Genomic DNA, 12,403 nt, shown 5'->3' on the forward strand with positions numbered 1-12,403 from the left:
AATTCCGTCTTCGCTGTGAACACCCTTCCATTCGACGGCATGGCCCTCGCGTTGCAGAAGGCACACGAATGCCTGCGCATCACCGACCCGAATCCGCGCGTCGGCTGCGTGCTGGTGGCGCCGGACGGCACGATCGTCGGTGTCGGCCAGACCCAGCGGGTCGGCGGTCCGCATGCCGAAGTCATGGCATTGCGCGACGCGGCGGCGCGCGGGCTGTCGGTCGGAGGCGCCACGGCATACGTCACGCTGGAACCTTGCGCGCACCATGGCCGCACCGGCCCGTGCTGCGAGGCGCTGATCGCCGCCGGCATCCGGCGCGTGGTCGCCTCCATTGCCGATCCCAATCCGCTGGTCGCCGGCCAGGGCTTCGAGCGCCTGCGCGCAGCCGGCGTCGAGGTGGAGGTCGGTCCGGGCGCGGACACATCGCGTGCGCTGAACATCGGATTCTTCAGCCGGATGGTGCGCAAGACACCGTGGGTCCGCATGAAGACCGCCGCATCGCTCGACGGCAAGACCGCGCTCGAGAACGGCAGCAGCCAGTGGATCACGGGCGAAGCCGCGAGGACCGACGGCCATGCGTGGCGCGCAAGAGCCGGCGCGGTGCTGACGGGTGTTGGCACGCTGCTGGAAGACGACCCGCGACTCGACGTGCGACTCGTCGAAACGCCACGCCAGCCGCATCTCGTGATCGTCGACAGCCGCCTGCAGACGCCGCCGGACGCACGGTTGTTCGGCGTTCCCAGCCGACAGGTCTGGATCTACTGCGCCAGCCGCGACGCAGACAGAGCCGCGGCACTGGAGGCGCGCGGCGCCACGGTCACCTGCGTTGCCAATCCCGGCGGCAAGGTCGATCTTCCAGCCATGCTGCGCGATCTGGCTGTTCGCGAAGTCAATGAGCTGCACGTCGAAGCCGGCGAAAAGCTGAACGGCTCGCTGATGCGCGAAGGTCTGGTGGACGAACTGCTGGTGTATCTGGCGCCCAAATTCATCGGCAGCGGGCTCGGCATGGCCAACGAGCCTTTCGCCGGCGGTCCGCTGACGGATCTGGCACGAGCGACGGCACTGGAATTCATGTCGGTGGAACGCTTCGGACCCGATCTGCGCATCGTCGCGCAGGTGCTTGGACGGGCCGGGTTATGAGCGCCTCGCAAAGATAGGAGAAAATGCACGGATGTTCACCGGAATCATTACCGGCGTGGGGCGCATCGTCGCAGTCCACGACCTCGGAAGCTCTTCATCCCACGGCAAGCGGCTCAGCATCGCTGTGCCCGACGGCTATCTGGACGACGTCGGCCTGGGCGACAGCATCGCGCTCAACGGCGCGTGCATGACCGTCACCTCGCTCGACGCCGCGCAGCAGCGGTTCACCATCGACATATCGGCCGAATCGCTCGACAAGACGGCCGGGCTTTCGGGCGAATCCGCACGAATCAACCTCGAAAAAGCCCTGCGCGCGAACGACCGTCTCGGCGGCCACATCGTTTCCGGACACGTGGACGGCATCGGCACGGTGTCGCACTTCGCGCCGATCGGGGAGAGCTGGGAGCTGCGGGTGCTGGCGCCGCCGGCTCTGTCGCGCTTCCTGGCCTACAAGGGCTCGATCACCGTCAACGGGGTCAGCCTGACCGTCAACAGCGTGACCGATGTGACCGATGGCAGCGAGATCAGCATCAACCTGATTCCGCACACGGTCGACAACACCTCGCTGGGCATGCTTCAGCAGGGCAGCCTCGTGAACCTCGAAATCGACACCGTGGCGCGCTACGTGGAGCGGATGCTCCAGTCCGGCGCGCTCCAGATCCCCCAGAAGAAAGACAACCGCCAATGAAAGCCTCCGTCACGCCGATCGGCACGGCGACCCGCAGCGGGCGCCCGCCCGCGTCCATCTCGCCGGTCGAAGAAATCGTGGCCGATCTGGCTGCCGGACGCATGGTGATCCTGGTCGACGAGGAAGACCGCGAGAACGAAGGCGACATCGTGCTCGCCGCCGACCACGTCACGCCGGAAGCCATCAACTTCATGGCACGCCATGCACGCGGGCTGATCTGCCTGACGCTGTCGCGCGAAATGTGCGAGCGGCTGAATCTGCCTCCGATGGTGGCGCGCAACGGCGGCAAGTACTCGACGGCATTCACCGTATCGATCGAGGCGGCCGAAGGCGTGACGACCGGCATTTCCGCCGCCGACCGCTCCCGCACCGTGCAGGCCGCAGTCGCGCGCGATGCGGTGGCGAGCGATCTGGTGCAGCCGGGCCACATCTTTCCGCTCCAGGCGGTCGACGGCGGCGTGCTGATGCGCGCCGGTCATACGGAAGCCGGCTGCGACCTGGCCGAGATGGCCGGCTGCTCGCCCGCTTCGGTGATCTGCGAAATCATGAACGAAGACGGCACGATGGCGCGCTTGCCCGACCTGCAGATCTTCGCTGCCGAGCACGGGCTGAAGATCGGCACCATCGCCGCATTGATCGAGCACCGCAGCCGCAACGAATCGCTGGTCGAGAAGATCGGCTCGCGCGAACTCAAGACCGCCTGGGGGACTTTCGGCGCTCACGCGTTCCGCGACAAGCCGAGCGGCGGCGTGCATCTGGCGCTGGTGCGTGGTGCCTGGAGCCCCGATGAGGCAGTCGCCGTTCGCGTGCACGAGCCGCTGTCGGTGCTCGATGCGCTCGAAGTGAATCGCTCGCTGCACTCGTGGAGTCTGGACGCCAGCCTCGCGTACATCGCGTCGCAGGGCAAGGGCGTCGCAGTATTGGTGAATTGCGGCGAATCGGCGAACGATCTGCTGGCCCAGTTCGAAGGAACGGCACGTCCGGCCCAGGCGCCCGAGCGTGGCCGCATGGACCTGCGCAGCTACGGCATCGGCGCGCAGATCCTGCGCGAATGCGGCGTGCAGCGCATGCAGCTGCTGGGCACGCCACGCCGCATGCCGAGCATGGCGGCGGGCTACGGACTCGAAATCGTCGGCTACATCCAGAAGGACTGAACGCATGCTGCACGCAAACAAGGGCGCCGAAGCGGCGCTCGACGGAAAGGGCCTGCGCATCGGCATCGTGCAGGCGCGTTTCAACGCCGACATCACCGACTCGCTCGCGGAGGCCTGCCTGGCCGAACTTTCGGCATTGGGCGTCGCCGACAGCGACATCGACCATGTCCTGGTGCCCGGTGCGCTCGAAGTACCGGTCGCGCTGCAGGCGCTGGCCGAGCGCGGCGGCTACCAGGCGCTGGTCGCGCTGGGCTGCATCATCCGCGGCGAAACCTATCACTTCGAGCTGGTGGCCAACGAATCGGGCGCCAGCGTGAGCCGCATCGCGCTCGACTACGGCCTGCCGATAGCCAACGCGATTCTCACCACCGAAAACCTCGAACAGGCCGTTGCGCGTCAGACCGACAAGGGCCGCGACGCGGCACGCGTCGCGGTCGAAATGGCGCGGCTCCTGGCCACACTGACATGACCGAAGACACCACCAAAAACGCCACCACTGCTGCCACAGTCACCGACAAGCCGCCGCGCCAGTCGCGCACCGGCCTGACCAGCACCGGCGCACGCAAGGCTTCGGCCAAGTCCAACCGCAGCCGCTCGCGCGAATTCGCGCTGCAGGCGCTTTATCAGCATCTGGTCGGACGCAACAATGCGGTCGAAATCGATCATTTCACCCGCGACCTCGCCGGCTTCCACAAGGCCGACGCCGCGCATTACGACGCGCTGCTGCACGGCACGATCCGCGAAGAAGCCGAACTCGACGCGCTCATCGTGCCGCTGCTCGATCGCAAGATGGCCGAGATCTCGCCGGTCGAACACGCGGTGATGTGGATCGGCGTCTACGAATTCAAGCATTGCCTCGACGTTCCCTGGCGCGTGGTGCTCAACGAATGCATCGAGCTGGCCAAGGAATTCGGCGGCACCGACGGTCACAAGTATGTGAACGCGGTGCTGAACGGCCTCGCGCCGCAACTGCGCAGCCTCGAGGTCGAAGCCGACCGCGCGTCAGGCAAAGCCCGCCCATGAGGGTGTCGTCGCGCGCGGAGCGGATCGAGCCGTTCTATGTGATGGAGGTCGCGAAGGCCGCCAGCGCGCTGGCGCGCGAAGTGGCCCACACCGACCGGCCGATGATCTTCCTGAACATCGGCGAGCCCGATTTCACCGCGCCGCCGCTGGTGCAGGAAGCCGCCGTGCGTGCGGTACGTGCCGGCGCGACGCAGTACACCCAGGCGACCGGCCTCGAGGCGCTGCGCGAGCGGATCAGCGGGTGGTACAAAAAACGCTTCGATGTCGACGTGCCGGCGCGCCGCATCGTCATTACTGCCGGCGCATCGGCAGCGCTTCAGCTGGCCTGCCTCGCGCTGATCGAAGCCGGCGACGAGGTGCTGCTTCCAGACCCCAGCTACCCGTGCAACCGGCACTTCGTCACGGCAGCCGACGGCTGCCCCGTACTGATCCCGACTACGGCGGCCGAACGCTTCCAGCTCAGCGCAGCCAAGGTCGAAGCGGCCTGGACGGACAAGACGCGCGGCGTGCTGCTGGCGTCGCCGTCGAATCCGACCGGCACATCGATCGCGCCCGACGAACTGCGGCGCATCCATGAAGTCGTGGCGCGCCGCGGCGGCATCACCATCGTCGACGAGATCTATCTGGGACTGTCCTACGACGAGCAGTTCGGCCACAGCGCGCTCGCCATCGACGACCAGATCGTCAGCATCAACAGCTTCAGCAAATACTTCAACATGACCGGCTGGCGTCTCGGCTGGATGGTGGTGCCCGAAGCCATCGTCCCGGCGGTCGAGCGGCTGGCGCAGAACCTGTTCATCTGCGCGAGCACGGTGTCGCAGTACGCCGCGCTTGCGTGTTTCGAGGACGAAAGCATCGCCGAGTACGAACGCCGCCGCGCCGAATTCAAGGCGAGGCGCGACTGGTTCATCCCGCAACTGAACGCGCTCGGCCTCACGGTGCCGGTCATGCCCGACGGCGCGTTCTACGCCTGGGCCGACTGCACCGAATTCGCGAAGAAGCTCGGAATCACCGGCAGCTGGGATTTCGCTTTCGAGGTGATGAAGCGCGCCCACGTGGCGATCACGCCCGGTCGCGACTTCGGCAACGCCGAAACCGGCAATTTCGTGCGTTTCTCGACAGCCAGTTCGGTGGCGCACCTCGAAGAAGCGATCGTCCGGCTGACCGCCTTGAAGGCATCGACCGCATGAGCTTCGCGTTCGACGTCCGCGTGTACTGGGAAGACACCGACGCCGGTGGCATCGTGTTCTATGCGAACTACCTGAAGTTCATGGAACGTGCCCGCACCGAATGGCTGCGCTCGCTCGGCATCGCGCAACGCACGCTGCGCGAAACCACCGGCGGGATGTTCGTCGTCAGCGAGACGCAGCTCAAATACCTGCGTCCGGCGCGGCTCGACGATGAACTTCGGGTGACGGCCGAACTCCGACAGATCGGTTCCGCCTCCCTGATAATCGGCCAGCGGGTGCTATCGAAACCAGAGCAGCCGTCCGAACAGCCCCAGATTCTCTGCGAAGGAACGATCCGCATCGGCTGGGTCGACGACGCCACGCTCCGACCTGCGCGCATGCCGCACGATGTCGCGGGAACCCTCGAGCGCTATCGCAGCTCCATGACTCAACCTATCACGCCATGAATCAAGACCTTTCGATCGTTACCCTTCTCCTGCATGCGAGTTTCGTGGTGCAGCTGGTCGTGTTGCTGCTGGTCGGCATTTCGATTGCCAGCTGGGCCGCCATCTTCCGCAAGTTCTTCGCACTCAAGCGCATGCGCGCGCTCAATGACGAATTCGAGCGCGATTTCTGGTCCGGCACCAGCCTGAACGAACTTTTTGCGGCCGCCGCGCAGAACGCCAAGCTTTCGGGACCGATGGAACGCATCTTCGCGTCCGGCATGCGCGAGTACCAGAAGCTGCGCGAGCGCCATGTGTCGGATGCCGGCACGCTGCTCGACGGCGCCCGCCGCGCGATGCGTGCGAGCTTCCAGCGCGAGATGGACGTGGCCGAATCGAATCTGTCGTTCCTCGCCACCGTCGGCTCGGTCTCCCCGTACGTCGGCCTGTTCGGCACCGTCTGGGGAATCATGCATGCGTTCACCGGCCTGGCCGCACTGGCGCAGGTGACGCTCGCCTCCGTTGCACCCGGCATCGCCGAAGCGCTGGTGGCCACCGCCATCGGCCTGTTCGCCGCGATCCCGGCCGTGGTCAGCTACAACCGCTTCGCCCGCGAGATCGACAAGATCGCGATCGCCCTGGAAACCTTCACCGAAGAGTTCTCCAACATCCTGCAGCGCAACCTGTCGACGCATCTGCCCGCCGGCGCCGCGACCACTGCCGCAGCCGGCCGCTGAGCCACTCCCAGCCACACTACCGGAGCAGAGCCCATGGCCGCAGTTTCATCCCGAGGACGCGGACGCCGCACCATCAACGAGATCAACATGGTCCCGTTCATCGACGTGATGCTGGTGCTGCTGATCATCTTCATGGTCACCGCGCCGCTCATCACGCCGAGCGTCATCAACCTTCCGAGCGTCGACCGCGCGAACAAGCAGCCCGACAAGCCGATCGAGATCGTCATCAAGACAGATGACGAGATCCAGATCAAGAAGGATGCGTCGAGCGGCACCGGTGGCAGCAACGTGCCTTTCAACCAGATCGGCAAGTCCGTGATCGCTGCACAAGGTGGCGACGCCCAGCGCCCGGTCGTCATCAGCGCCGACAAGACGGTGAAGTACGAAACCGTGGTCAAGGCGATGAATGAACTGAAGCGGGCCGGCATCGAGCGCGTCGGACTCTCGGTCCAGACGACAGGCGCGAAGTAAGGATGTCGCTCGCAGCCGATCGTCCCGAATTCGCACCGCCGCCCCAGCGCGGTACGCCGCGTGCGATCGTTTTCGCATTGTTGGCGCACGTGGTGCTCATCGCAGCGCTGACCTGGGGCGTGCATTGGAAGCGCGATGCCGAAGACGACGCGGTCGAGGCGGAAATCTGGTCGACGACCGTTCAACAGGCAGCGCCGCGTCTGTCGCAGCCGCCGGCCCCGACGCCGGTGCCCGTGACGCCACCGCCGCCACCGCCCGCACCGGCGCCACGGCCTGCACCGCCGCCGCCTCCCCCGCCGCCGCCTGCGCCAGCGGTGCGAACGCCCGAGCCCGCACCACGCGCGCCGGACATCGCGCTCGAACGCGAGAAGAAGGCCAAGGAACAGAAGGAACGCGAGCTCGAACAGGCGAAGCAGGAAAAGAAGATCGAAGCCGCTAAGAAAGCTGCGCAGGAAAAGAAGGAACTCGAAGCGAAGCAGCGCGCCGAGGAAGAAGCGCAGGACCGGAAGGAAGCCCAACAGAAAGCCCTGGCCGACGCACGAAAGAAGAAAGAGGCCGAGCAGAAGCAGGCCGAAGCCAAGCAGGCACAGCTCGAGGCGGCGAAGAAGAAGGAAGCGGACGCTGCAAAACAGGCGCAGGCGGAGGCAGCGAAGAAGAACGCTGCGGCCGAAGCCAGCAAGCAGGCTGCCGCGGATCGCGCAGCGACGCTGAAGCGAATGCAGGGCATGGCCGGCGCAAGCGGCGGCGAGACGGCGACAGGCAATGCGCTGAAATCGAGCGGACCTTCAGGCAGCTACGGTGCCAGGGTCGCCGCCGCCGTGCGGCCGAACATCGTGTTCCCGGACGCGGACCTCGTCAACGGCAATCCGAAGGCGGAGTTCGAAGTCACTCTGGCACCCGACGGAACCATCGTCGGCGTGAAGTTGGTCAAGTCGAGCGGATTACCGAATTGGGACCAGGCGGCCGAACGCGGTCTGCGCAAGACCGATAAGCTGCCGCGCGACAACGACGGTCGCATCTTCCCGTCGCTGATCGTGGCGCTACAGCCGAAGCGCTGATCTGACGCCTAGCTCGGACGCAGGACATTGCGCACCTTGCGCATGGCCTGCCACATATAGGACTTCCCGTTGTCGCGCCATGGCTGCGTGCCGACCGGCGACGGCTTCATGCCGACGCGACGCAGCGCACCGCGAGATGCATGGTTGAAGCGCAATGCGTTCTGCCAGGCCAGGCTTTCGCGGGTGCTGAAGAAAATCGACAACGAGATCGACACGTCTTCGGAACCGTTGCGCACATGGTGCCCGGCAGTGAACGGAATGTGAACCGCGTCGCCAGGGCGGAAATCGTGCTTGACCGCCAGCGCATCGAACTCAGGCTTCCAGGGCAGCTTCGTGTTTTGCAGCGCGACATAAGCCTCGCGATTTTCCGGGCTGACCAGCGTGTCGTTCCACTGCGGAAACACGGAGACTTCCTTGCTGCCGCGGAACTGCATCAGAAAATTCGAATAGCGGTCGATGTGAAACGGCGTGATGCTGTTCGGCGACGCAATGAACATGAACAGGCGCGGGTCGGTCACCCTGTCGCCGACACCGTTGCGGCGCATCACCGCTTCGACGTCCGAGATCAGCTCGCGGTACAGATCCTTGAAGGAAGCGTCTTCCTCCGGGCCGTCGACCATGATGTAGGAGTCGGATACACGAATCTGTTCGATCGTTTCCTCGATGGTCAGCGTGCGGACCGGATCCTTGCACATCACCGATTCGAAATCGTCGCCGTTTTTGAGAAATCCCTTGGAATGCTTGACGCGGCCGTCGGACAGCGCGGGCAAGACCTTCGCAAGGTTCTCGAGGCTCAGCGCCGGGTGGCCCATCAGCTTGTGCTGAAACTTGAAAGTCTCCCGGTCCAAGAGGCTGAGTGACTGGGATTCTTCAAAACAGCGCATGCGTGCTTCTCCATGGAGCTAACTTTAAACGTAGCCGCCGAATGTAAAGGAATCTGACGTCGGCCTCGGCAGATGGCTGAAAGAGTAGGCCTTAATGCCTACTCGTACACGATTACGGCCTGCCCGGCCTCGGCCTGGGCAGTCCAGCAGGCTAACGCCGCATCGTTCGGGAAGAATTTGGCGTTCTCGCCCAGCTGTAGCTCGACACGCGCGCCGCCGCGCGCCAGCGTCAGCCGCACCGGCATTCCCGTTCGCACTTCGCCGGCTTCGGTCGTCTCCAGTCGCGGCGGAAAATCCTTCACCAGCCGCGCGATGTCAGGTGCCTTGCCGTTGACAGCCACTCGCAGGAACTTGCCGAAGCGGCAGCGCGCAGTCGCCAGGTCCCAGACCTGCTGCACCTGGAAACGCGCCTCGAAACCGCCGCGACCGGGTTGCAGCCGCCCACTGACGATGACCAGTTCATCGTCCTTGAGCGTGTTGCGGTTCGCGTTCATCACGGCTTCATCGGCCGTCGCCTCGATCGACGCCGATTTGTCGTCCAGCTTGAAGATTGCCAGCCGGCCGCGCTGGCCGTTGATGACGCGCATGTCGCTGACGATGCCGGCAATGACCTGGTGCTCGCGGGTGTCGAGCAACTCGTCGATCTCGCGCTTGCAGAAGCGCCGGACCTCGTGCGCGACCTCGTCGAACAGGTGACCCGACAGGTAGAAACCGACGGCGACCTTCTCGAAGGTCAACCGTTCCTTCACGCCCCACTGCGTGGCCGGGACCAGATCGGGCTCCGCAGCCGCCGAGCCATGCTCGCTATCGCCGAAGATGTCGACCTGCGCCACGTTGGCCTGCGTCGCGTTGGCGAACTCGAAGGCGCGGTCGATCGATGCGACCAGAGACGCTCGGTTGTCGTGGATGGCGTCGAATGCACCGGCCTTGATCAGCGCCTCGACGGTGCGCTTGTTGATGCGCTGACGATCGACGCGCACACAGAAATCGTAGAGGCTGCCGAACGGACCGCCCTCCTCGCGCGCCTTGACGATCGCCTCGACCGCCAGTTGACCGGTGCCCTTGACGGCGCCCAAACCGTAGCGGATCGACTTGTCGGTGATCGGCTCGAAACGGTAGTTGCCGCTGTTCACGTCCGGCGACTCGAAGGTCATGCCGAAGTTCTTGATCGCGTCCTCAAACAGCACCTTGAGCTTGTCGGTGTCGTCCATTTCCACGGTCATGTTGGCGCAGAAGAACTCGGCCGTGTAATGGACCTTGAGCCAGCCGGTGTGGTACGCGAGCAGCGAGTAGGCGGCGGCGTGCGACTTGTTGAAGCCGTAGCCCGCGAACTTCTCCATCAGGTCGAAGATTTCGTCCGCCTTGTCCTGATCGATCGCGTTGACTGCGGCCCCCTTGCGGAAGATCTCGCGGTGCTCGGCCATTTCCTCGGCCTTCTTCTTGCCCATCGCACGGCGCAGCATGTCGGCGCCGCCCAGCGAATAGCCGCCCAGGATCTGCGCGGTCTGCATCACCTGCTCCTGGTAGACCATGATCCCGTAGGTCTCGCTGAGCATTTCCGCGACCAGCGGATGCGGGTACTCGACCGTTTCGCGGCCGTGCTTGCGCGCCACGAAGCTCGGGATCAGGTCCATCGGGCCGGGCCGGTACAGCGCATTCAGCGCGATCAGGTCTTCCAGCCGGGTCGGCTTCGCATCCTTCAGCATGCCCTGCATGCCGCGCGATTCGAACTGGAACACTGCCTCGGTCTTGCCCTCGGAGAACAACCGGTAGGTCGGCACGTCGTCGAGCGCGATGTCTTCGTAGTTGAAGTTCTCCTGCCCCTTGTGCCGCTTGGCGATGAATTCGCGTGCGATTTCGAGGATGGTCAGCGTCGCCAGGCCCAGGAAGTCGAACTTCACCAGGCCGATGGCTTCGACATCGTCCTTGTCGTACTGGCTCACGGCCGAATCGCTGCCCGGCTGCTGATAGAGCGGGCAGAAATCGGTGAGCTTGCCGGGCGCGATCACCACGCCGCCCGCATGCATGCCGATGTTGCGAGTCATGCCTTCGAGCTTCTGCGCCAGCTCGACCAGCATGCGCACTTCCTCTTCCTTCTCGATGCGAGCGGCAAGTTGCGGCTCCATCTCGATGGCGTAGTTGTTCTTGTCGCCCTCCACCTTCGGATTCGGCGGGTACTGGATCGTCACCGGCTGGCCGGGCTTGTTCGGGATCAGCTTGCTGATGCCGTCGCAGAACATGTAGCTCATGTCGAGCACGCGGCCCACGTCGCGGATGGCGGCACGGGCGGCCATCGTGCCAAAGGTAGCGATCTGGCTGACCGCCTCGCGGCCGTACTTGTCCTTGACGTAGTCGATCACGCGGTCGCGGTTGCCCTGGCAGAAGTCGATGTCGAAGTCGGGCATCGAGACGCGTTCGGGATTCAGGAAACGCTCGAACAGCAGGTTGTATTCGAGCGGGTCGAGGTCGGTGATCTTCAGCGCATAAGCCACCAGCGAACCGGCGCCCGAGCCCCGGCCCGGACCCACCGGGCAGCCGTTGCTCTTGGCCCACTTGATGAAGTCGCCCACGATCAGAAAGTAGCCGGGGAAGCCCATGTTCAGGATCGTCTTGATCTCGAACTCCAGCCGCTCGACATAGCGCGGACGTTGCGCATCGCGCTTCGCCGCGTCGGGGTACAGGTGCGCCAGACGCACCTCGAGCCCTTCATGGGATTCGACGCGGAAGAATTCGTCGATCGGCATGCGCACGCCGTCGACCACCGGCGTCGGGAAGTCGGGCAGCTGCGGCTTGCCCAACACCAGCGTCAGGCTGCAGCGCTTGGCGATTTCGAGCGTGTTGGCGATGGCGCTCGGCACATCGGCGAACAGCGCTTCCATCTCGGCGGCCGACTTGAAGTACTGGTCGCGCGTGAATTTGCGCACGCGGCGCGGATTGCCGAGGATTTCGCCTTCGGAAATGCAGACGCGCGCCTCGTGGGCTTCGTAGTCGTCGGCGGTCGCGAACTGCACCGGATGCGTCGCGACGACTGGCAGATCGAGCCGCGCGGCAAGCTGCACGGCAGCGATCACGTGTGGCTCGTCTTCCGGGCGGCCGGCGCGCTGCAGCTCTATATAGAAGCGGTCCGGAAAAATTCCTGCGAGGCGCAGCGCCACATCGGCCGCACGCGCAGCCTGACCCTGCAGCAGCGGCGCGCCGAGCGGGCCGGCCTGCGCGCCCGAAAGCGCGATGAGCCCGTTGCTGAGCTCCTCGAGCCATTCCAGACGGCACAAGGCCTGGGTCTGGGCCTGCCCACGCGCCACATTTCGCGTCCAGGCACGCGCCAGGATTTCCGACAGGTGCAGATAACCCTGCGTGTTCTGCACCAGCAGGATGATGCGGGTCAGGACGCCGGGCTCGCTGCCCAGCCCCTCGAGATAGATTTCGGCGCCCAGTACGGGCTTGATGCCCGCGCCGCGTGCTTCCTTGTAGAACTTGACCGCGCCGAACAGGTTGTTCAGGTCGGTGATGGCCAGCGCGGGCTGTTTGTCCGCCTTGGCTGAAGCGACGACTTCGTCGATTCGGTTGGTGCCGTCGACGACGGAAAATTCGGTGTGGAGGCGCAGGTGAACGAACATCCGGCCATTGTAGAAAGCC

General features: G+C 64.9%; 12 protein-coding genes. 10 read left to right on the plus strand and 2 right to left on the minus strand.

The features are described 5' to 3' along the window. The first annotated feature begins 39 nt into the window (after positions 1-39). The 10 genes from ribD to tolA are packed head-to-tail and all read left to right on the plus strand — an operon-like array spanning position 40 to position 7,883. On the plus strand, positions 40-1,140 hold the full coding sequence (gene ribD, locus ACSFA3_RS02720; RefSeq protein WP_435504941.1) for a bifunctional diaminohydroxyphosphoribosylaminopyrimidine deaminase/5-amino-6-(5-phosphoribosylamino)uracil reductase RibD: 1,101 nt from the start codon (positions 40-42) through the stop codon (positions 1,138-1,140). 31 nt (positions 1,141-1,171) lie between these two features. After that, complete coding sequence (locus ACSFA3_RS02725) at positions 1,172-1,828, plus strand: riboflavin synthase (RefSeq protein WP_435503857.1); 657 nt, start codon at positions 1,172-1,174, stop codon at positions 1,826-1,828. Continuing rightward, complete coding sequence (ribBA, locus tag ACSFA3_RS02730; RefSeq protein WP_435503858.1) at positions 1,825-2,982, plus strand: bifunctional 3,4-dihydroxy-2-butanone-4-phosphate synthase/GTP cyclohydrolase II; 1,158 nt, start codon at positions 1,825-1,827, stop codon at positions 2,980-2,982. The genes ACSFA3_RS02725 and ribBA overlap by 4 nt, the downstream gene beginning before the upstream one ends. Positions 2,983-2,986: 4 nt before the next feature. Then, positions 2,987-3,451, plus strand: a complete 465-nt coding sequence (gene ribH, locus ACSFA3_RS02735) for a 6,7-dimethyl-8-ribityllumazine synthase (RefSeq protein ID WP_435503859.1) — start codon at positions 2,987-2,989, stop codon at positions 3,449-3,451. After that, the gene (gene nusB, locus ACSFA3_RS02740; protein WP_435503860.1) at positions 3,448-4,005 is read left to right on the plus strand and encodes a transcription antitermination factor NusB; all 558 of its coding nucleotides are present in this window, start codon (positions 3,448-3,450) and stop codon (positions 4,003-4,005) included. The genes ribH and nusB overlap by 4 nt, the downstream gene beginning before the upstream one ends. Further along, on the plus strand, positions 4,002-5,195 hold the full coding sequence (locus ACSFA3_RS02745; protein WP_435503861.1) for a pyridoxal phosphate-dependent aminotransferase: 1,194 nt from the start codon (positions 4,002-4,004) through the stop codon (positions 5,193-5,195). The genes nusB and ACSFA3_RS02745 overlap by 4 nt, the downstream gene beginning before the upstream one ends. Beyond that, positions 5,192-5,641, plus strand: coding sequence for a tol-pal system-associated acyl-CoA thioesterase (gene ybgC, locus ACSFA3_RS02750; protein ID WP_435503862.1), 450 nt, complete (start codon positions 5,192-5,194; stop codon positions 5,639-5,641). The genes ACSFA3_RS02745 and ybgC overlap by 4 nt, the downstream gene beginning before the upstream one ends. Beyond that, positions 5,638-6,354 carry a protein TolQ gene (gene tolQ / locus ACSFA3_RS02755; RefSeq protein WP_435503863.1) on the plus strand — a complete coding sequence of 239 codons (717 nt, stop codon included), beginning with the start codon at positions 5,638-5,640 and terminating at the stop codon, positions 6,352-6,354. Before ybgC ends, tolQ begins: the two co-directional genes overlap by 4 nt. 33 nt (positions 6,355-6,387) lie before the next feature. After that, positions 6,388-6,825, plus strand: coding sequence for an ExbD/TolR family protein (locus ACSFA3_RS02760; protein WP_435503864.1), 438 nt, complete (start codon positions 6,388-6,390; stop codon positions 6,823-6,825). Between the two features lie 2 nt (positions 6,826-6,827). Then, entirely contained in the window at positions 6,828-7,883 is a 1,056-nt protein-coding gene (gene tolA, locus ACSFA3_RS02765; protein ID WP_435503865.1) for a cell envelope integrity protein TolA, read from the plus strand. 8 nt (positions 7,884-7,891) lie between these two features. Here the strand turns inward: tolA and ACSFA3_RS02770 are convergent, their stop codons facing one another. After that, positions 7,892-8,731: a cupin-like domain-containing protein gene (locus tag ACSFA3_RS02770; RefSeq protein WP_435503866.1), complete on the minus strand. Its 840-nt coding sequence runs from the start codon at positions 8,729-8,731 to the stop codon at positions 7,892-7,894. Positions 8,732-8,865: 134 nt separating this feature from the next. After that, complete coding sequence (dnaE, locus tag ACSFA3_RS02775; protein WP_435503867.1) at positions 8,866-12,384, minus strand: DNA polymerase III subunit alpha; 3,519 nt, start codon at positions 12,382-12,384, stop codon at positions 8,866-8,868. Positions 12,385-12,403: the final 19 nt, after the last annotated feature.

Source organism: Variovorax glucosi (assembly GCF_051216695.1).
Taxonomy (GTDB): Bacteria; Pseudomonadota; Gammaproteobacteria; order Burkholderiales; family Burkholderiaceae_C; genus Variovorax.

Excerpts from the sequence above, each read along its gene's own strand:
- ACSFA3_RS02745 (WP_435503861.1), top strand. The coding sequence starts at position 4,002 with ATGAGGGTGTCGTCGCGCGCGGAGCGGATCGAGCCGTTCTATGTGATG.
- ribH (WP_435503859.1), top strand. The coding sequence starts at position 2,987 with ATGCTGCACGCAAACAAGGGCGCCGAAGCGGCGCTCGACGGAAAGGGC.
- ACSFA3_RS02760 (WP_435503864.1), top strand. The coding sequence starts at position 6,388 with ATGGCCGCAGTTTCATCCCGAGGACGCGGACGCCGCACCATCAACGAG.
- nusB (WP_435503860.1), top strand. The coding sequence starts at position 3,448 with ATGACCGAAGACACCACCAAAAACGCCACCACTGCTGCCACAGTCACC.
- ribD (WP_435504941.1), top strand. The coding sequence starts at position 40 with ATGGCCCTCGCGTTGCAGAAGGCACACGAATGCCTGCGCATCACCGAC.
- tolQ (WP_435503863.1), top strand. The coding sequence starts at position 5,638 with ATGAATCAAGACCTTTCGATCGTTACCCTTCTCCTGCATGCGAGTTTC.
- ribBA (WP_435503858.1), top strand. The coding sequence starts at position 1,825 with ATGAAAGCCTCCGTCACGCCGATCGGCACGGCGACCCGCAGCGGGCGC.
- ybgC (WP_435503862.1), top strand. The coding sequence starts at position 5,192 with ATGAGCTTCGCGTTCGACGTCCGCGTGTACTGGGAAGACACCGACGCC.
- tolA (WP_435503865.1), top strand. The coding sequence starts at position 6,828 with ATGTCGCTCGCAGCCGATCGTCCCGAATTCGCACCGCCGCCCCAGCGC.
- ACSFA3_RS02725 (WP_435503857.1), top strand. The coding sequence starts at position 1,172 with ATGTTCACCGGAATCATTACCGGCGTGGGGCGCATCGTCGCAGTCCAC.
- dnaE (WP_435503867.1), bottom strand. The coding sequence starts at position 12,384 with ATGTTCGTTCACCTGCGCCTCCACACCGAATTTTCCGTCGTCGACGGC.